This is a genomic window from Proteiniphilum sp. UBA5384, assembly GCF_002410825.1.
Classification (GTDB): Bacteria; Bacteroidota; Bacteroidia; order Bacteroidales; family Dysgonomonadaceae; genus Proteiniphilum.
In genome coordinates this window covers 145,524-164,690 of record NZ_DHOS01000047.1, presented here as the reverse complement: position 1 = coordinate 164,690, position 19,167 = coordinate 145,524, and the positions used below count along the sequence as shown (strand labels likewise).

The 19,167-nt window shown below is 42.7% G+C and carries 16 protein-coding genes and 1 tRNA gene; 9 read left to right on the top strand and 8 right to left on the bottom strand.

The window, feature by feature from the left end:
• Positions 1-7 precede the first annotated feature (7 nt).
• Positions 8-1,426 (bottom strand): DUF2851 family protein, encoded by a 1,419-nt coding sequence (locus B4G81_RS09450; protein WP_294081871.1) that lies wholly within the window; start codon positions 1,424-1,426, stop codon positions 8-10.
• A 136-nt stretch (positions 1,427-1,562) separates the two neighbouring features.
• Between B4G81_RS09450 and B4G81_RS09445 the strand changes: the two genes are divergently transcribed.
• From B4G81_RS09445 to gpmA, 3 genes are all read left to right on the top strand, one after another.
• Entirely contained in the window at positions 1,563-2,849 is a 1,287-nt protein-coding gene (locus B4G81_RS09445) for a serine dehydratase subunit alpha family protein (RefSeq protein ID WP_294081870.1), read from the top strand.
• Positions 2,850-2,889: 40 nt separating this feature from the next.
• Complete coding sequence (locus B4G81_RS09440; protein ID WP_294081869.1) at positions 2,890-4,278, top strand: MATE family efflux transporter; 1,389 nt, start codon at positions 2,890-2,892, stop codon at positions 4,276-4,278.
• A gap of 208 nt (positions 4,279-4,486) precedes the next feature.
• Entirely contained in the window at positions 4,487-5,233 is a 747-nt protein-coding gene (gene gpmA, locus B4G81_RS09435; protein ID WP_294081868.1) for a 2,3-diphosphoglycerate-dependent phosphoglycerate mutase, read from the top strand.
• Between the two features lie 120 nt (positions 5,234-5,353).
• On the opposite strand, the gene B4G81_RS09430 is transcribed toward gpmA, so the two are convergent.
• Positions 5,354-5,845: a TlpA family protein disulfide reductase gene (locus B4G81_RS09430; protein WP_294081867.1), complete on the bottom strand. Its 492-nt coding sequence runs from the start codon at positions 5,843-5,845 to the stop codon at positions 5,354-5,356.
• Positions 5,846-6,096: 251 nt separating this feature from the next.
• Positions 6,097-7,074: a DUF5106 domain-containing protein gene (locus B4G81_RS09425; protein ID WP_294081866.1), complete on the bottom strand. Its 978-nt coding sequence runs from the start codon at positions 7,072-7,074 to the stop codon at positions 6,097-6,099.
• A 181-nt stretch (positions 7,075-7,255) separates the two neighbouring features.
• Here B4G81_RS09425 and B4G81_RS09420 point away from each other — a divergent pair, with 181 nt between their 5' ends.
• Together B4G81_RS09420 and B4G81_RS09415 are read left to right on the top strand one after the other, a co-directional pair.
• Positions 7,256-9,049: a DNA polymerase III subunit gamma/tau gene (locus B4G81_RS09420; RefSeq protein WP_294081865.1), complete on the top strand. Its 1,794-nt coding sequence runs from the start codon at positions 7,256-7,258 to the stop codon at positions 9,047-9,049.
• Positions 9,050-9,123: 74 nt separating this feature from the next.
• On the top strand, positions 9,124-9,828 hold the full coding sequence (locus tag B4G81_RS09415; RefSeq protein ID WP_294081864.1) for a M15 family metallopeptidase: 705 nt from the start codon (positions 9,124-9,126) through the stop codon (positions 9,826-9,828).
• 13 nt (positions 9,829-9,841) lie between these two features.
• Here the strand turns inward: B4G81_RS09415 and B4G81_RS09410 are convergent, their stop codons facing one another.
• Both B4G81_RS09410 and B4G81_RS09405 read right to left on the bottom strand, forming a co-directional pair.
• Positions 9,842-11,380 carry a YifB family Mg chelatase-like AAA ATPase gene (locus tag B4G81_RS09410; RefSeq protein WP_294081863.1) on the bottom strand — a complete coding sequence of 513 codons (1,539 nt, stop codon included), beginning with the start codon at positions 11,378-11,380 and terminating at the stop codon, positions 9,842-9,844.
• Positions 11,381-11,402: 22 nt separating this feature from the next.
• Positions 11,403-12,452 carry a thioredoxin-like domain-containing protein gene (locus tag B4G81_RS09405; RefSeq protein ID WP_294081861.1) on the bottom strand — a complete coding sequence of 350 codons (1,050 nt, stop codon included), beginning with the start codon at positions 12,450-12,452 and terminating at the stop codon, positions 11,403-11,405.
• Between the two features lie 310 nt (positions 12,453-12,762).
• On the opposite strand from B4G81_RS09405, the gene B4G81_RS09400 reads away from it, so the two are divergent.
• The gene (locus tag B4G81_RS09400; protein ID WP_294081859.1) at positions 12,763-13,752 is read left to right on the top strand and encodes a glycosyltransferase; all 990 of its coding nucleotides are present in this window, start codon (positions 12,763-12,765) and stop codon (positions 13,750-13,752) included.
• On the opposite strand, the gene upp is transcribed toward B4G81_RS09400, so the two are convergent.
• Positions 13,749-14,408, bottom strand: a complete 660-nt coding sequence (upp, locus tag B4G81_RS09395; RefSeq protein ID WP_294081857.1) for a uracil phosphoribosyltransferase — start codon at positions 14,406-14,408, stop codon at positions 13,749-13,751. The genes B4G81_RS09400 and upp overlap by 4 nt on opposite strands.
• A 378-nt stretch (positions 14,409-14,786) precedes the next feature.
• On the opposite strand from upp, the gene pckA reads away from it, so the two are divergent.
• On the top strand, positions 14,787-16,397 hold the full coding sequence (gene pckA / locus B4G81_RS09390) for a phosphoenolpyruvate carboxykinase (ATP) (RefSeq protein WP_294081854.1): 1,611 nt from the start codon (positions 14,787-14,789) through the stop codon (positions 16,395-16,397).
• 109 nt (positions 16,398-16,506) lie between these two features.
• Here the strand turns inward: pckA and B4G81_RS09385 are convergent, their stop codons facing one another.
• Entirely contained in the window at positions 16,507-17,304 is a 798-nt protein-coding gene (locus B4G81_RS09385; RefSeq protein WP_294081852.1) for a 3-keto-disaccharide hydrolase, read from the bottom strand.
• Between the two features lie 534 nt (positions 17,305-17,838).
• On the opposite strand from B4G81_RS09385, the gene B4G81_RS09380 reads away from it, so the two are divergent.
• Positions 17,839-18,678, top strand: a complete 840-nt coding sequence (locus B4G81_RS09380) for a M23 family metallopeptidase (RefSeq protein WP_294081850.1) — start codon at positions 17,839-17,841, stop codon at positions 18,676-18,678.
• Positions 18,599-19,126, top strand: coding sequence for a bactofilin family protein (locus B4G81_RS15340; protein WP_414703187.1), 528 nt, complete (start codon positions 18,599-18,601; stop codon positions 19,124-19,126). The genes B4G81_RS09380 and B4G81_RS15340 overlap by 80 nt, the downstream gene beginning before the upstream one ends.
• Here the strand turns inward: B4G81_RS15340 and B4G81_RS09375 are convergent.
• A tRNA-Arg gene (locus tag B4G81_RS09375) sits at positions 19,089-19,160 on the bottom strand. The two genes, B4G81_RS15340 and B4G81_RS09375, sit on opposite strands and share 38 nt — an antisense overlap.
• Between the last annotated feature and the right edge of the window lie 7 nt (positions 19,161-19,167).

The window sequence follows — 19,167 nt, the reverse complement described above, 5'->3', positions numbered from 1 at the left end:
CATTTTTTCATTTTTTACAACTCAAAACTCTATATCCTATTCTGCAGAAAGGACACTTCCGCAAATCACAATAAGCACTTCGAAGTTGTATAAGTGCCTGCGATTCTAAGGCATTACGGGGAATTATACCCGCCTCCCAAAAACCAGACACAATACTGTTTTTTTCCGGCTTCAACGACTCTAACAAGAGAATTGCCCTATCACAATAGTGGGTTGAACCGGTTTTTTGACCATAGGAGAATAATATGGGTGCCACTGTATTGATCAATAAAATCTGACGTGACGCATACCCTAATTGCCCGGTCGATTCGGAAGACCGCTTCCCGAAAGAATAATGGGTGTGCCAGTAGATAGAGGGAGATACTTCGAACAGCGGCATCCACTCGTTGACATTTTTCCGCTCCAACAGATGGGAGAAGAAGCGACCGGATGATTGTAATAATGCGGCCAGTTGTGCAATCCGTAATTCAGGGAAAGAATGGGGACGAATCCTCATGCGTTTGAAGAGATAACTATCCAGCGGTATCAGCGAATACTTGGTCTTCAGAAAACGATATTCATCTTGCAACTGCAGAAAATAATCATCCTCAGTCCTCAGGTCTCCAGGTCTCCTCGTCGCCCACTCCCCTCGTCGTCCACTCTCCCCAACTCCCCTATCCTCAGGTCTTCCCGTTTCCCTCTCTCGCAGTCCTCCGGTCTCCAACAGCCCTGCCTGTCCAAAAAGCAATGCCTCCACCTGTAATAGACTATCGCCATGACGACGGACATATTTAAACGGTAATGACAGAGCAAGCCGCTCAAATGCATCACCATTAATTCCAAATCCGAAATTACGGCTAAGCAGCACATAGAATACGTCATCCCACGACTGGCAAAAACGATCAAGGTGCGCATAAATGTCCTTAGTTTTCCGCTCCAGTCGCTCAATAGCCAGTTTATCAAGGAAAGAATATACAAATGTTGCCGGTAGTGAAGAAAGATAATCCTTACAGGGAAGAGAGACGTTACTGTAGAGAAGATAATCTGCATTTTTCCGTATATCTTCCGGTATTTTTAATTCGCATTGGGGAATCTGTTGGCCTCTCTCATTGACTACCGTCCTGTTCACACGTCCCGACAGGTGAAGAATCACCGAATTATATGCCTTATCAATATGATGACCATGCCGTTCCCATTCATCCGAAGCACGGTGAATCTCCACATCACCTGCCCACATTTTATCACCGATCCTTATCTTGGCATTAAAAAAATCGGGACCCGCATGCAGGTTATGCATGCCCGGATCAATCACCTCCACCCTCTGTCCATCCGTCGTCTCAAGCGAATCGGCAGGATAAAGCCTGAATTTCCATATATAATGCAATAGTTCTTCCTTGTCAGGCATAGTTATCAGGTTTATATTCCAAAAATAAAATGAATTATTCAAAATACCAAACCTTTAACTTTTCCGATATCATCGAATTATCACATCATCACACCCAATTTTCCACCATTCTCCTTCAATCATTGAGGAATTTTGACTAATTTTGTTGTTACATTACTCATTATTTTGCATTTGTCTTATGCTATCTATTGATAAAAGAAACCACATTCAGCAACTGATGCGTCAGGAGATAGTACCTTCTGTCGGGTGTACCGAACCGATTGCCGTGGCCCTTTGTGCCGCCAAGGCATGTAGTGTGCTTGGAAGAAAAGCAGAAAAGATAGAGGCATACTTGAGTGGCAACGTGTTGAAAAACGCATTGGGCGTAGGTATTCCGGGTACGGGTATGACAGGACTGCCTATTGCCATCGCTTTAGGCGCATTGACGGGCAAACCGGAAGAAGAACTCGAATTATTAAAGAATGTAACTCATGAACAGGTAGAGCAAGGAAAACGTTTCATTGAAGAGGAAAGAATAGGAATTCACCAACAGACCGGTATCACCGATAAACTATATATCAATATCCGATGCAGCGCGGCCGGGGAATCAGCTGTTGCTACTATTGCCGGCCACCATAACTATTTCACTTATATAGAGAAAAACGGGAAAGTACTGCTCGATAAGCCTGTATCAGGAAATCCGGAGGAAGATGCTGAAAACAACTTAACGCTAAACTTCCGCACAGTATATGAATATGCTGTTGAGTCTCCCCTCGAAGAACTCTCTTTCATACTGGAAGCTGCCCGGATGAACAGGAATGCATCAAGACAGGCAATGCTTCACAGCTATGGACATAATGTAGCGGGTAGTCTGAAGAACCAAAACGGACTTCATGTATTTGGTGACAACTTACATACTCGCATGATAATCTCAACTGCAGGCGCCTGCGACATGAGGATGGACGGAGGTTTGGTACCGGTAATGACCAATTCCGGCAGTGGCAACCAGGGAATAGCCGCCACTATGCCTGTCCTTACCTATGCCGAAAGTGAGTCGTGTAGCGACGAACAACTGATACGTGCGCTGACGATGAGCAGCCTGCTGATTATTTATATCAAACAGCAACTAGGCAAGCTCTCAGCCCTCTGTGGTTGTGTAGTAGCCTCTACAGGTTCCAGTTGTGGAATTACTTACTTAATGGGAGGCAGCTATGAACAAATCGTGTATGCGGCAAAAAATATGATCGCGAACATCACAGGCATGATCTGCGATGGTGCCAAACCGGGTTGTGCGCTTAAAATTGCCAGCGGAGTATCGACGGCTGCCCTATCGGCTGTGATGGCTATGGAAGACGAAGTGGTCACCTCCAAGGAAGGAATCGTCGATGAAGATATCGACCGCACCATAGAAAATCTGGCACGCATCGGCAATAGCGGGATGCAGGAAACTGATAAACTGGTGCTGGATATTATGACGAAAAAATAGGACGAAGCAATGGCTCGCCCGGGGTATTAAAACAAAGAAATTGCAATCAATAAGAGAACAGGATTTTCAGACTAAGAAAATCAGTAAATTAGTATGGGATTACGCTCTCCCCGGTATCGTGGGAACGATGGTCACAGCAATGTATAACGTAATCGGCCGTATCTTCATCGGACAGGGGGTAGGTGCCTTGGCTATTTCCGGTCTTGCCATTACATTCCCCGTGATGAATCTTGCCTCCTCCATTGGAATGTTGGTTGGCGCAGGTGCAGCAACCCGTATTTCCATCAGCCTCGGAAAACAAGACAGGATCACCGCAGAGAAGATACTCGGCATTTCATTATTGATTACGATCTTGCTCAATGCCATATTTATCACCCTTATGCTGATCTATCTCGACCCCATCCTCAGGGCATTCGGTGCCAGCGACTTTACTATCTCTTACGCACGTGACTACCTACAAATCGTCTTACTGGGGAATGTGTTCGTGAGCTTGTGCTACAACTACAATGCGATGATGCGCTCTTCGGGTTATCCAAAAAAGGCAATGATTACTATGCTGATTGGTGCTATACTGAACATCATCCTTACTCCCATCTTCCTGTATGTGTTTGATCTGGGGATAAAGGGAGTGGCTTGGGCTACGGTGATTTCCATGTTCGTCGGAATGCTGTTCGTGATGAACCATTTTACCAGAGAAAGCAGTCTGATCCGTCTCCGGTGGAAAAATATACGCTTCAACAAAAAAATCGCCGCATCCATCCTTTCGATAGGAATTTCTCCATTCAGCATGCAGGTAGCCGGATCGGCAGTAGCGGTACTGCTGAACACTTCCCTCCTGCATTACGGGGGCGATATGGCAGTAGGCGCATACGGGATCATCAACACAGTTATTATGATTTTCATGATGATCATTATGGGATTGAACCAGGGCACACAGCCTATTATCGGCTACAACTATGGAGCACGTAACTTCGGAAGAGTAAAGGAGACCCTCTTCTACTCAATGAAAGTAGCTACCATAATTACCACGGCAACCTTCCTTGTCGGCCAGTTCTTTCCCCATCTGTTCGCATCAATTTTCACCTCCGACCCGGAACTACTCTCAATTACCGAAAAAGGGCTACGGATTACTGTTGCGGCATTTCCGCTGGTAGGAATACAGATAGTAGCATCCAGTTTCTTCCAGAGCCTGGGCTATGCGGTTAAATCAATCATACAAAGCCTGAGCCGCCAGTTGATTTTCTTAGTACCCTTTATCATCATCTTTCCCCGTTTATGGGGATTAAACGGTGTATGGATCGCCATGCCCGTAGCAGACACGCTGTCCACCATCCTTTCCCTCTTTTTGTTGGCCATACAGCTGCGCCTGTTGAACAGGATGGAAGAAGAAGATAAAAGCAGAGAGTGTGTGAAGGATATACCTTTTTAATAAATTTGCAAGCCGATCGTCCTGTAATTAGGTTAAATTTGTGTAGTTTTGCAGAAAAATTAAAGAGCCGGGGCTTAGGGCTTTGGATTTGGGATGTAAGAATTGGGATGTAATCCTAACCACCTTGCCACTCCTAAAACAACGTTCTATCTCCCCCAGAGATAATTGGTAATCAGCAATTAACAATTTATAATTAATATAAATCAGTATGAAGAAAGTAGTCTTGATTCGCCACGGCGAAAGCGTATGGAACAAAGAGAATAGATTTACAGGATGGACTGATGTCGATCTTTCTGAAAAAGGAATTGCAGAAGCACATAAAGCGGGTAAGTTGCTCAAAAAAGAAGGTTTCCAATTTGAAAAAGCCTATACCTCCTATCTGAAAAGGGCTGTAAAAACATTGAACGTAGTACTTGACGAGATGGACCTGGACTGGATACCGGTAGAAAAAACCTGGCGGTTGAACGAAAAGCACTACGGTATGTTACAAGGACTCAATAAGGCAGAAACGGCAGAAAAATATGGTGATGATCAAGTACTTATCTGGCGTCGCAGCTATGATGTCCCTCCTACGCCACTTGACAGGGAAGACGAACGTTCTCCGTTTCAGGACCCTCGTTATAAAGGGGTAGACGAAAAAGACCTTCCTCTCACCGAAGCACTGAAAGATACCGTAGAACGTATTCTCCCCTACTGGAATAATACCATCGTTCCGGAAATGAAAAAATTCAACCAAGTGATCGTAGCTGCCCATGGTAACAGCCTGCGCGGCATCATCAAGCATCTGAAAAATATCTCCGACGAAGATATTGTAAGCTTGAATTTGCCCACTGCGGTTCCTTATGTTTTCGAATTCGATGATAATATGAATTTGCAAAAAGATTATTTCCTCGGCGATCCGGAAGAAATCAAAAAACTGATGGATGCCGTGGCTAACCAGGGTAAAGCCAAATAAATGACGGTTATAACTCCACATCAACCGGAAACAAAAAACAGGGCGGATTAAGTCTACCGTCTAAATAGAAAAACGGGTGCCGAAACTATTTCGATACCCGTTTTTTAATTCAATATTCACTCAAAGGATTGTCTTCAAATTTTCGGGAGTGACATTCATCGCGATGATTACTCCGTTCTCATCTATTAAATAGCTACGAAACCCCTCGTTCAGCTTTAAACCTCTATATACTTCTGAACTGGTTCCCCTTATCTCATAGAACTGAGATATATTCTCCAGCTTATCCAACATCAACGTCCTTTCCACTACATTCTTGTTTTCATCGAAAGCGACTGAAACGAATTCAATATCACTTTTATTCTTTCGCAGATAATTGTAGAGTTGAACATTGTTCGCTCTGGATTGCGCATGGTAAGTGGCCCAGAAATTGACCACTACTTTTTTGCCTTTATAATCATGCAGGTTTCGGGAATTACCTTCAGCATCCTTCAATACAATATCGGGAATCATTTCTCCAGGATAGTACCCGAAAGAAGGTAAGCCTGTTTTTACCGAACCGGCCGATAACACAAGAGTTATCACCAATACAAGGCAAAAGCTCAAATACTTCATAAAAAATTGAGTTTGGTTAGTATTCGGATAAAGCTACGGCTTCACGCAATAGTCTGAATCCCTTAACTGATAGGGCCTTTCGCTAAACACCCCATTTTTGGACTGGGCAAAATTACGTCACTTTTTTTATAAATGAATAATTTCATCAAAAAAAATCACTCTCAAATGTTAATTTTAGTTCCTTCCACCCATCAAATAATTGAATATAAATATATTACAAAAAAGAGACAATCACCTATAAATTCCGCCTATCAGTGATGTAGGGAAAAGAAGGATTCGATTAATTCAACAGAGGTATCCTTCAGTATCACTTTTTTATCCTTATCTAAGAGATAGAGCGTAGGATATGCACGTATATCGTATAGTTTTTTTCCTATGATCTCAGCCGTCTTGTCATATGCATATATCCATCTGGCCGGTATATCAGAAATGCGGGCAGTCCACTCATCCAGATTCTTATCGGGATAAAGGGCAAGCACAGTGAGCATGGTGCGTGTGGGACTATTCAATGCCAATGCGCTATTCAATTCTTTCGATTTATCGAGATGCTGCGTCACAGCAGCGCAAGTACTACAGTCCGGATCAATGAACATCAAAAGGGTATATTCACTCTTCAGGTCATATAACCGGAATGATTCTCCCGAGGAGACCGTATAAGAAAAATCATTGGCTTTTTCCCCAAGGCGGTTTTTCATACCCATTTCGAATTGAAACCCGTACCGGGAACGGATTTCGTCTGTCAATTGCGGAGATTTCGTAGCCTCTCCCAATACAGATAAATAATATTCTTCATTGCGAAAAGGAGAGTTGGGGTCGTATAAATATTTTTCGAATAATTCCATGAAATGGACAAGCATTACCGTATCAATCTGTGCCTTGCGCAATGTATATGAAAGAGAGGCATCGCTATCTTTTTTGGGCACATAGCCGAGGATATTGATATAATCCACAAAAGCCTGCTCTGTAATTTCGGGACGCCAGATAAGGCTCCTGTCTGTAAAATCGAACCTATCCCAATAATGCATTACCAGATATTTAGCCCTCTCATCAGTATCTTTAATTGTGACCGGCATCTGAGGCAACACAAACGTATCTGGTACAATGCTCTGAGGAGGAATCACCACTTCCTCCTCAGACAGCTCTGAATGCGCTTTTTTACTGGAGAGACAAGATAAACCTGTCATCAATACCATTCCTCCAAAAAGCAAAATTGAATAAATATATTTCATTCTTATTCCTAATTATAGCTCCAAAAATACATGAAAATTAAGTCATTTCCAAACAAATTCGGCATTTCACTCGGCTTTCACTATATTTCCATAATACTAGGATGCGCCTCGGAAAAGTTTGGCATTTCACTTGGCTTTCACTATATTTGTAACCTTACTTTTACAATTGCCCGATATATTTATGGATACATTTGTTGTTTCCGCAAGAAAATACAGACCTTCCACCTTCCGTTCAGTAGTGGGACAAGAAGCACTTACCACAACGCTGAAAAATGCGATTGCCGGTAATAAACTGGCACATGCCTATCTTTTCAGCGGCCCCAGAGGTGTGGGAAAGACTACCTGCGCCCGCATCTTTGCGAAAACGATCAATTGTCTCAATCCTGCAGCCGATCATGAAGCATGTAACGAGTGTGAATCGTGTGTGGCATTCAACGAACAACGCTCTTATAATATCCATGAACTGGATGCTGCTTCTAACAACGGGGTGGATGATATCCGCAATCTTATCGACCAGGTACGGGTTCCGCCGCAGATAGGTAAATACAAGGTGTATATCATCGATGAGGTACACATGCTCTCACAAGCAGCATTCAATTCTTTCCTGAAGACCCTGGAAGAACCACCCGCTCATGCCATCTTTATTCTTGCAACAACTGAAAAACAAAAAATTATCCCCACCATCCTGTCGCGTTGCCAAGTATATGACTTCAACCGCATCACCATTCACGATACGGTAGCACATTTGCAATATGTGGCAGATCATGAAGGGGTAAAGACAGAACCGGAAGCATTGAATATCATTGCTCAAAAAGCCGATGGAGGAATGCGCGATGCGCTTTCTATTTTCGACCAGACAGTAAGCTATACCGGTGGAAATATCACTTACCAGGCAGTGATCGAGAACCTTAACGTACTCGATTATGAATATTATTTCAAATTATCAGATGCCATTCTTAATGCCAATGTCACTGAATGCCTACTGATATTGAACGATATCCTCAACAGGGGTTTTGAAGGCCAGTACATTATCAGCGGTATTTCTAATCATTTCCGCGACCTGTTGGTATGTAAGGACCCGGCAACGGCACAACTTTTCCAGGTGGGCGCATCCATCCGGGAACGGTACATAACGATGGCAAAAAAATGCAGCAATGAATTCCTTTACAATGCTATCGAAATTTCAAACGAATGTGACTTGAATTATCGATTAAGTAAAAATAAACGCCTGCTTGTAGAATTGGCTCTAATAAGACTGTGCCAGCTACAAAAACCGGAAGGTGCGTCCTCCGGAAAGACGGAAAAAAAAAGTCCCATTGAACCGATAACCGCTAAGGAGAGGATAACACATAAGAATCCTATACAGGAAAAAATTCCCGATAAAGAATCTGTTTCATCGCAAACCCCGGCTCAAGACAGCACGCAAAAGACAGTTGAAAATAGTACCCAAAAACCGGTAGCGGAAAGCAACGTACGGAAACCGGCAGAAAAAGCAGCGCCACTAAAAAAGAGAACCGTTTCGCTTTCCGGAATGGGTGTATCCCTTGCGTCCCTCACCAATAAGGGAGAAGAAGAAACTCCTGACACGGGTCCTGCTACATACCATATCGGAACCAACCTTTTTACCGAGAAAGAACTCGTCAATGCATGGAAAAATTATGCCCGACAATTAGAAGAAGAGAAACTTCTTAAGAATACAATGTCGCTCTATATTCCTAAAATGCTGAGTGAAACGGTGTTTGAGGTTGAGGTAAATACGGAACTAAACAAACAATATCTTACGGATCATGCCAATTCCATTCTCTCTTTTCTGAGAGAGAAACTGGACAATGGAGATATCACCATGACTATCCGCATCGCGGAAGGAAACGCCATCAAGAAAGCACTAACCTCCCACGAGATATTCGAAGAGATGGTACAAAAAAATCCTTCACTTCAAAAGCTTTCAGATGAATTTGGCTTAGAACTGAGTTAACAACCATGCTTACAGGTATGTAAGAGATAAAACCTGTAACATACCGGTTGAAAATGTTAAACGAGATTTCCCTAATGAAAATTATCTTTTCGCTTTTATATATTCTTCTCACTCTTTTTGCATGCACGGAAAATAAAAAGGGAAAAAGCCCATTCACAGCATCAGAAAATCCGGCAGACACTACAATCACTCACTACCGATTTTCCCGACCACAAGAAGAGTTTCAACCAACATCAATAAATAAAGACACAATTGTTGATGCTGATTATAGTTTTGAAGAAGCGATATCCGGTACTGGAGCACCCCGGGAAATTATTGACCAATTAGCTCTTTTTGAAGTATTTTATCTCTCCACCGATGGAAGGATTCACCGTGGACAAATCCTTTCTAACAAAATAATTGCCGGGGATATCAGGACAATTTTCAGGTTTATGATGGAAGAGGGATTTGTGGTGGAGAAAGCAATTCCTATTGTAAAATACAACTGGAACGACAGTCTATCAATGAACGACAACAACAGTTATAGCTTTTGTTACCGAAATACTTCTTATTCCAAACATGCCACAGGAATGGCTATCGACATCAACCCCCGGTTTAATCCTGTGCGCTGGAAAACAGAAAAGCGCCCCAACCAACCCGAAAGGGCAGTATCAGATACTACTGTAAACGGCACATTCCATTCTGACCACCCCGTCGTCAATAAATTCCGTAAACTTGGCTTCCGGTGGGGGCACTCGTTTACAAAATACTACGATGATCATCACTTTGAAAAGAGGTAACCATTTCTCCTCTTTATAACGCCCAGCCCTCCCTATCAAGGTTCCGGTAGCTAATCGCTTCTGCCAGATGAGATGGTTGCACCTGTTTACTGCTGTCGAGATCGGCAATAGTACGTGAGACTTTAAGTATACGGTCGTAGGCGCGGGCAGAAAGGTGTAATCTTTCCATGGCTGTTTGCAATAACTTCAATCCGGTCCGGTCAGGAAGGGCATATTCACGCAGCATCTTTCCATTCATCTGTGCATTACAAAAGACGCCGATTCTATTTTTGAACCTGCGCAATTGAATTTCCCGTGCTTTCACAACCCGTTTACAAATATCAATACTCCGTTCCGCCGGCGTATCATCGGATATCTTCCCGAAGGGAACAGGTATAATCTCAATCTGTATGTCAATCCGGTCAAGCAATGGGCCGGACACCTTGTTCAGGTATTTCTGCACCGCTCCCGGCGGACATACGCACTCCTTACCGGGATGGTTATGATATCCGCAGGGACAGGGATTCATCGCCGCCACCATCATAAATCCAGCCGGATAATCCACTGTAAACTTAGCACGTGAAATAGTGATTTTACGGTCTTCCAGCGGTTGCCGCATCACTTCGAGCACATTCCTGCTGAATTCGGGCAACTCGTCGAGAAATAAAATACCGTTATGTGCCAGGCTTATCTCGCCCGGCTGTGGATAAGAACCTCCGCCCACCATGGCTACATCACTAATGGTGTGATGGGGGGCGCGAAAAGGACGTTTAGTCATCAATGAGTTGTTGAATCCTGTCTTTCCTGCGACACTATGGATTTTGGTTGTTTCAATTGCCTCCTCCAAAGAAAATGGTGGAAGGATAGAGGGCATTCGTTTTGCCATCATCGACTTGCCGGATCCGGGCGGCCCAACCATAAGAATATTATGCCCTCCGGCAGCGGCAACTTCCAGGGCCCGTTTTACATTTTCTTGCCCTTTCACTTCGGAGAAATCAAATTCAAAGGAAGAGCGATTCTCCAAAAATTCCCTCTGAATATCTATACTGGTGAGAGGCACATTTGATTCTCCATTGAAAAACCTTACCACCTCCCGGATATTATTCACACCATAGACCTCCAGTCCTTGCACTACGGCTGCCTCCTTTGCATTTGCCCCGGGCAGGATAAATCCTTTCAGACCGTTTTCCCTCGCCATCAATGCTATAGGCAATGCCCCTCTCAAAGGGAGAATCGTTCCGTCAAGCGATAGTTCACCCATCACCAGGTAATCACCCAGCTTATCAGTGGATACGGAACCGGAAGCAGCAAGAATACCAATGGCAAGTGGCAAATCATACGCTGACCCCTCCTTGCGGATATCGGCAGGAGACATATTGACAACAATTTGCCGACGGGGAAATTTCAATCCGTTCACTTCGATCGCCGAGACGATGCGCTCATGACTCTCCTTTACGGAGGTATCGGGCAGACCTACCAACATAAATCTGATCCCTCTCGAGCAGTTCACCTCAATGGTAATGAGCGTAGCTTCGATCCCTTGTACTGCCGCTCCAAATAACTTGACCAGCATGTTACCAAGACTTTTCTTACATTCAATCTTCTTCCGTAGTAGAATTTCTGATTGCATCCGCTACTCCCTGGGCGGGAATATTGCGTACCTTGATATTCCCGTCGGGAGCGATCAGAATATTAAAAGGTATATATTGCACATTGTACGCATCCACAATATCTGCACCCCAGCTTCTCTTTTCCGGAACCACCTTCCATGGAATAGAATCATTCTCCAGGTAATCCAACGGGTAAACATCCGAATCGATGTAAATTGTGAGGAAATCTACACTATCTTTATTTACCACCTGATAAACTTCTTTCAGCAGATCGATCGTCTCACGCGACTCTATTCCTGCAGTGGAAACAAATGAAAGTAAAAGATATTTTCCGTTGAAATCATGGGAATAGATATTTTTATCATCTTTATCTTTAAGCATAAAATAAGGCATCCGCGCACCTTCAGCAGAGCGATTGATCTTTTCAGAATAAAACTTCAGCTGGGCTGCATATTCTGTTTTGCCCACATCTCCTTTCAAATAGCCCAAAACCCTCTCTAGGGCTGAAGGATTATCACTGTTCATGAAAAAATTATTAATTAGGATAAGACTGGAAAGCTTGGTTGGATTAGCCTTGACAAACTCTTCCGCCTGTGATGTCAATTCATGATTAAGCAGTTGTAACTTAGTCATTTCATCATGGCGTATCATCGACTTATTGGTAATAGTATCTGATTGAGATTCCCTACTCAGGTTCAATAACAATTGTCCCCGTTGCATAAGTAGTTCCCGGTTTTGGGTTTTAAACAAAATAAGATCATCGTTGATCTCATTTCCACTCACTTCTATTAAATCCGGCAAAAGCGCATCACCCTTCACTTTTAAGGTCTCTCCCTTATCAGCAAAAACGACGGCGGCACTCTCATAATTATTCAGATAGAGAGAAAAAGAGGTAAGGGTGTCAATTTGGTTGGTGTAACTGAACTTTCCTTTTGTATTTACGCGGACGGTATCGATAGCTAGTGTATCGGCAGAAAGATAGGTCACCAGAATATAAGGAACTTCAAGATTTGAAATCTCCCCCCTGATGATCATCCCTTCTCCATTTTTACATGATAGGACGGAATATAAAACAAGCAAGTAAATAATTATTCTAGAGCATCTTATCATATAGCTGACAACTTTTCCCCATGCTTATTATTGTTTTCTTACGACAACGCTTGCAATACAACAAAATCAAATTTTCTTCGAAAAAACAAAGATATTCCTTTTTTTTAAATATTCAATGATTTTCACATTTATTTAACAGTTTTTTCTTTTATATCATTTCGCCTTCTATTCTCATCATGATAAGTTCCATTGAAATAAAATAATTAACTTTGTGTCGCTTAAATGAGTATAGCTTATGTTTTTTTCGATCATTATTCCTCTCTATAACCGTCCCGAAGAAGTGAACGAACTTCTTATGAGTCTTTGCGAACAGACCGATAAACGATTCGAGGTAATCATCGTAGAAGATGGCTCAACCCGTAGAAGCAACATCGTGGTGGAAAAATACTGCGACAGGCTCGATCTCACCTATTTCGAAAAGCCCAATTCTGGTCCGGGCCTCACCAGAAATGCAGGTGCAATGAGAGCAAAATATGATTATTTGATTTTTTTTGATTCTGATTGTATCATCCCTCCTCATTACATTGAGACCGTCTCCGGTTTTCTCGGAGAACATTTTGCAGATGCTTATGGAGGGCCTGATGCAGCATTGCCCTCCTTCACCCCCATCCAAAAAGCAATCAATTACTCTATGACCTCTTTCCTTACTACCGGCGGCATTCGTGGAGGGAGGAGATCGATGGAAAAATTCAATCCCCGGAGTTTTAACCTGGGTGTTTCCAAAAAAGCATTTGACATGTTAGGCGGCTATGGGACAATGCGGTTCGGGGAAGACATCGATTTTAGCTTACGTCTATTGGAAAAGGACTTCAATACTACGCTTATTCCCGGAGCTTATGTCTATCATAAAAGAAGAAGCACTTTCGCCCAATTTTTCAAACAGGTATACAATTCCGGCATCGCACGAATTAATTTGCATCTTACACATCCGAGGTCACTCAAGGCTGTACATTTATTACCTTCAGTTTTTGTCGTTGGTATAGCCTTCTGCTTTCTTTTATCTCTTTTCTACCCTCCCTTTCTATTTATTCCTCTGTTTTATTCATTGTTAGTCTTTATTGACTCCTTTATAAAAAATAATTCATTCGGTGTAGCAGCTTATAGCATTATTGCAGCCTGGATTCAGCTGACAGGCTACGGCACGGGATTTCTATCCGCCGCATGGAAAAGGTTAATCCTTAAAAAAAGGGAATTCAGGGCTTTTGAAAAAAATTTTTACGATTAGATCTTCTCCCCATAAGCAAGATCTCCGGCATCTCCGATACCCGGCACGATATATGCAGACTCATTGAGAAGAGGATCAATGGCAGCAGCCCAAATAGTTGTTTTCCCTTCCGGGAAGTTAGCCCTGCAATAATCGATCGCCTGCCTACTGGCAATAATAGTGGCTATATGGATATGCGCTGGGGTTCCCCGGGTAAGCAGCGCCCTATAGGTCAATTCCATACTGCTCCCCGTGGCCAGCATCGGGTCGGCCAGAATCAGCGTCTTGCCCTCTATGGAGGGTGAAGCAATATATTCGATATGAATGTCGAACGACTGGTGACCCGTTTCTTTGTATTTCCGGTAGGCTGAGACAAAAGCGTTCTCTGCCCCATCGAAATAATTCAGTATTCCGTGATGAAACGGAAGCCCCGCCCTGAGAATAGTGGCGATTACCACCTGCTCCTCAGGTACACTCACCTCCACTACATCAAGGGGAGTAGTAACCTCAATATTTTTATAATTAAACCCTTTGCTGATTTCGTAAGCCATAATCTCCCCAATACGCTCGATGTTTCGACGGAACCGGAGACGATCATTCTGAATAGTGATATCCCTTATTTCACGGATAAAAGAGTTAAGTAAAGAATTACTGTCCGAAAAGTTATTTACTTCCATTATATGAATCGATTTTTATTTCTTCCAGTCTGCCACGCGGCAAAACAAACGGGTACCGTAACTGACTGAATAAAGTAATTATTTCCGGAAAACAAAGGTAATGATTTTCCGTATTTGACTAAACTTTTGGCATGTTTTTTTGTTGAATTGTATTGTGTGGATAAAAAAACAGCCAATTAAAGAAAAATTTCTTTAATTATTTTTCTGTTTTAAAGAATTTATGTATTTTTGCATGCCTGTTTTAGGTTCACTAAAGTGGGTCGTTTCCCCACAACGGCACCATCCAAACGAGTTTGGTTTCTGCACGTTTTGCTTAACGAAAGCGTTAGTTCACAAGCAAGTTTTATAATCATAATATTAAACCCTAATTTTATTAAGATGGCAAATTTAGATTTAAGCAAGTATGGCATCACGGGTGTGACAGAAATTGTACACAACCCATCATACGAACAGCTTTACACAGAAGAGACCAAGTCGGAACTGGAAGGTTTTGAAAAAGGTCAGGTAACCGAATTGGGCGCCGTAAACGTAATGACCGGTGTCTATACAGGCCGCTCGCCCAAGGACAAATTCTTCGTAATGGACGATGTATCGAAAGACACTATCTGGTGGACTTCCGATGAATATAAAAACGATAATAAACCCATCACTCCGGCCACATGGCAGGAACTGAAAAAAATTGCCGCCAAAGAACTCTCCGGAAAAAGACTGTTTGTGATGGATACTTTCTGCGGCACCAACGAAAATACCCGTCTGAAAATCCGCTTTATCATGGAAGTGGCATGGCAGGCTCATTTCGTTAAGAATATGTTTATCCGCCCCAACGAAGAAGAATTGGCCAATTATGGCGAACCTGATTTCGTGGTAATAAACGCATCCAAAACCGACGCCGGTGAAAACTGGAAAGAATTGGGACTGAACTCCAAAACTTTTACCGTTTTCAACCTGACCGAAAAAATGCAGTTGATTGGTGGCACATGGTATGGTGGTGAAATGAAAAAAGGTATGTTCTCTTACATGAACTACTTACTTCCGTTAAAAGGAATTGCTTCAATGCACTGCTCTGCCAACACCGACAAGGAAGGCAAGAATACAGCTGTATTCTTCGGACTCTCCGGTACCGGCAAAACAACCCTTTCAACTGACCCGAAACGTCTTTTGATTGGAGACGACGAACATGGATGGGATGATGACGGTGTATTCAACTTCGAAGGCGGTTGCTATGCAAAGGTTATCAACCTGAGCAAAGAAAACGAACCCGATATTTACAACGCCATCAAACGCGATGCATTGTTGGAAAATGTGACTGTAGATGGAAACGGCAAGATTGATTTCTCCGATAATTCGGTGACTGAAAACACCCGTGTGAGCTATCCTATCTATCATATTGAAAATATCGTGAAGCCCAAATCAAAAGGGCCCGCCGCTCAACAGGTAATCTTCCTTTCGGCTGACGCTTTCGGTGTATTGCCTCCGGTATCTATCCTTACTCCTGAACAGACCAAGTATTACTTCCTGTCAGGGTTTACCGCTAAACTGGCCGGTACGGAACGTGGTATCACTGAACCCACTCCTACTTTCTCAGCTTGCTTCGGTGCAGCATTCCTTTCGCTCCACCCCACCAAATACGCAGAAGAACTGGTGAAGAAAATGGAGAAATCGGGTGCAAAAGCCTATCTGGTCAATACCGGATGGAACGGAACCGGAAAACGTATCTCCATCAAGGATACCCGTGGTATCATCGATGCTATCCTCGACGGATCGATTGACAAAGCACCGTCCAAGAAAGTTCCTTACTTCGATTTTGAAGTACCTACCGAACTGCCCGGTGTTGATTCCAAGATCCTTGATCCTCGCGACACTTATGCCGATGCTTCGCAATGGGATACCAAAGCGAAAGACCTCGCCGCTCGCTTCATCAAGAACTTCGACAAGTTCACCGGAAATGAAGCCGGAAAAGCACTCGTTGCTTACGGCCCGAAATTGTAAATAAAAGGAAGCATTGCTTTCCTCATAATAAAAAAATCCCGCTTCAAGGAGAGTCGGGATTTTTTTATTATACAATAACCCATACACCGGCATAAAAATCCGTTCCCTGCTATTTCTCCAGTACCATAATCTCTACTTTCCGGAAATCAATCGGATGCCCTTCGCTCTGCAGGGAGATGGTACCACTGCTCAGCATCTTATCTCCATCGTTCAGGTCAATCAATAAAGGATAAGTCTCATCTCGTTCATCCAGTTGCGGCTGCGTATACTGAAGTACGGTATCACCGTTGATAATATGTTTTATCACATCATTCCCTCTCACCTCTACTTCTGCGGTAATCCACTCTTCACCATAAAAATACCCGGTAGAGGAGTTGATACAATGATCGAGAATCAACTCGCCATTCATCACAATATTGGTTCCCGGAGTACAAACATTCATATTGGTACGCTCTACCAGAGAATCACTTCCAAGTAATTGTACTTCGATGGAAGTAGGGAAATCCTGATCTATTTCCATTGATTCAGGAGTTTGCCCATGGATCATAATACCACTATTTTTATATGCCCAATCAGGTGCACCGGGACATTGAAGCCCTACTATACGATATTCCACACGGAGTTTGTAGTGAGAAAACTCATCCTGATAGAACAAATGCCCAAAGCGGTTATCAAACGAATCATAAGCGTTGTAACGAACTTTGATCATTCCATCTTCCACACGGAAGGTATTTCCAAAATTATCACCTGCTTCATACCCCGTAATTTTGGGTATCCACCCCGACAAGTCCTTACCATTAAAGAGCTGCACCCATTCGGGCTGGGATGTTTTCTTCGCACCATTACAAGAAGCTAAAAACGTGATCGAAATAACACTCAACAAGATTAAAAACCTACTATACCTCATGATTATCTGCCGTTTAAATAAATGATAAAAAACAAAGATAATCATTTTTTCATCCCATGCCTTTAAAATATTCGAAATCATACGACCACATACTATTCCGCCTATTTTTATAATCTCAAAAAACAGCGCTTTTAAACTTTCATAACATACCTATGGTTAATTTATCTTTACAGCCTCAATAAATAATTCTTTTTATCCATTTTTCCACGACTCTATTTAATTATCTATTATTAAGCATATTAGCACACTATACCCGTAAATGACGTGATCAGCAATAATTCCTTTGCGACTTGTCACAACAAAAAAAATTACGAAACTGTCGTAGAGTTTAACTCAAAAAGCGACAGAAAACGTCCATTAAAAAATCGTAATCAGCTATTTAATCCACTATTTTATGGCTACTTTTGCTTGGTAGTCCGGTGTTTTTCAACGGAACTTTCAACATACCAACCTCGTAATCAATGCGTTTGAATATAAATTGGTATCTATCCGGCTATTTTGCTGTAATTTACTCAAAACTCGTAACCTTTGGCAATGAAACATCAAACCTCTGTTCTAATTGTTAATTCCAAAGAGAAGACAAGTAAAGTCCGTCAGGTGCCCACCCACATCATTGTCCACTGGCGGAAATACGCGGCGTTTCTCTCGTTGCTTATCATCTCTTTTATTCTGGTCTCCGGCTTTCTGGTCTATCAGAACACCAGCAGATTTTATCTGGAAAGGCTGGAAAGGGCAAATTTTGTCCAGAGCCAGATTGATCTTCAGAAAGCTCTTACCGCTTTTGCAACCATTGATTCGGGGATGTACCGCATTAATTTATTCCTTCAGGACAGGGGATTGGAAGAATTGAGAATGGAAAATGCGGGGGGAATAAGCGCTGATTTTGACATCGTCCTCATTAATGAATTTGCCGATTTTTATCAAAAACAGTTGCTTGGGCTGGAGGAAACATTGAATTCCGCACCTATAGGCAAACCATCCGACGGAAATATGACCTCCGGGTTTGGGTATCGCCGTAATCCGTTCACAGGAAGGAACTCGGAGTTTCATTCCGGTATAGATTTTAAAGGCCAGGTGGGAGACAGCGTCAAAACCACCGGTAGCGGGATTGTCACTTTTGCAGGTTATAAAGGCGGATACGGACGATGTGTGATCATTGAACACGAGAAAAATCTCCAGACATTATACGCCCATCTCTGGCAAATCAATGTGAAGACAGGGGATCATGTGAACAGTGGACAACTGATCGGGTTGATGGGCAGTTCGGGAAGAAGTACAGGCCCACATTTACATTATGAAATCATTAATCACGGGAAGAGAATTGATCCTAAAAAATATGTCAGTTTTGAAAAAAAAGCAGAAAGTTATGGCTAGAGAAGAAAGAAAAAAGGATCCCGGAGTTTCAAAGTTGGATTCACTGCCTATTACCACAGTGGTAGGTAACGATATGATTTTCAACGGGGATATCCATGGAGAGGGTATTGTGCGGATCGACGGGAAAGTGGAAGGAAACATATCGTCGAAACAAGGCATTATCCTGGGGGAAAAAGCAGACGTAGAAGGCACTTTGCAAAGCGACAACATCATTATCTTCGGGCATATCAAAGGTACTGTCAAAAGTAAAGAACTTATCTTAAAAACTACCGGATGGGTGCAAGGCGATATCGTTTCAGATTTTTTAGAGGTGGAAATGGGAAGCAAATACGACGGGAACCTGAAAATCGGACAATGCGAAACGCACAACGACAACAAGCAGGACAAGGTAAAAGGAAAAAATTTTTTTGTAGCTCCGCCGGGAATCGAACCCGGATCTACGGTTTAGGAAACCGCTATTCTATCCATTGAACTACAGAGCCAAATAGA

Coding starts and splice junctions, on each gene's coding strand:
- B4G81_RS09445 (WP_294081870.1), top strand. CDS start 1,563: ATGCTATCTATTGATAAAAGAAACCACATTCAGCAACTGATGCGTCAG.
- gpmA (WP_294081868.1), top strand. CDS start 4,487: ATGAAGAAAGTAGTCTTGATTCGCCACGGCGAAAGCGTATGGAACAAA.
- B4G81_RS09430 (WP_294081867.1), bottom strand. CDS start 5,845: ATGAAGTATTTGAGCTTTTGCCTTGTATTGGTGATAACTCTTGTGTTA.
- B4G81_RS09425 (WP_294081866.1), bottom strand. CDS start 7,074: ATGAAATATATTTATTCAATTTTGCTTTTTGGAGGAATGGTATTGATG.
- B4G81_RS09420 (WP_294081865.1), top strand. CDS start 7,256: ATGGATACATTTGTTGTTTCCGCAAGAAAATACAGACCTTCCACCTTC.
- B4G81_RS09415 (WP_294081864.1), top strand. CDS start 9,124: ATGAAAATTATCTTTTCGCTTTTATATATTCTTCTCACTCTTTTTGCA.
- B4G81_RS09410 (WP_294081863.1), bottom strand. CDS start 11,380: ATGCTGGTCAAGTTATTTGGAGCGGCAGTACAAGGGATCGAAGCTACG.
- B4G81_RS09405 (WP_294081861.1), bottom strand. CDS start 12,452: ATGATCATCAGGGGGGAGATTTCAAATCTTGAAGTTCCTTATATTCTG.
- B4G81_RS09400 (WP_294081859.1), top strand. CDS start 12,763: ATGTTTTTTTCGATCATTATTCCTCTCTATAACCGTCCCGAAGAAGTG.
- upp (WP_294081857.1), bottom strand. CDS start 14,408: ATGGAAGTAAATAACTTTTCGGACAGTAATTCTTTACTTAACTCTTTT.
- pckA (WP_294081854.1), top strand. CDS start 14,787: ATGGCAAATTTAGATTTAAGCAAGTATGGCATCACGGGTGTGACAGAA.
- B4G81_RS09385 (WP_294081852.1), bottom strand. CDS start 17,304: ATGAGGTATAGTAGGTTTTTAATCTTGTTGAGTGTTATTTCGATCACG.
- B4G81_RS09380 (WP_294081850.1), top strand. CDS start 17,839: ATGAAACATCAAACCTCTGTTCTAATTGTTAATTCCAAAGAGAAGACA.
- B4G81_RS15340 (WP_414703187.1), top strand. CDS start 18,599: ATGAAATCATTAATCACGGGAAGAGAATTGATCCTAAAAAATATGTCA.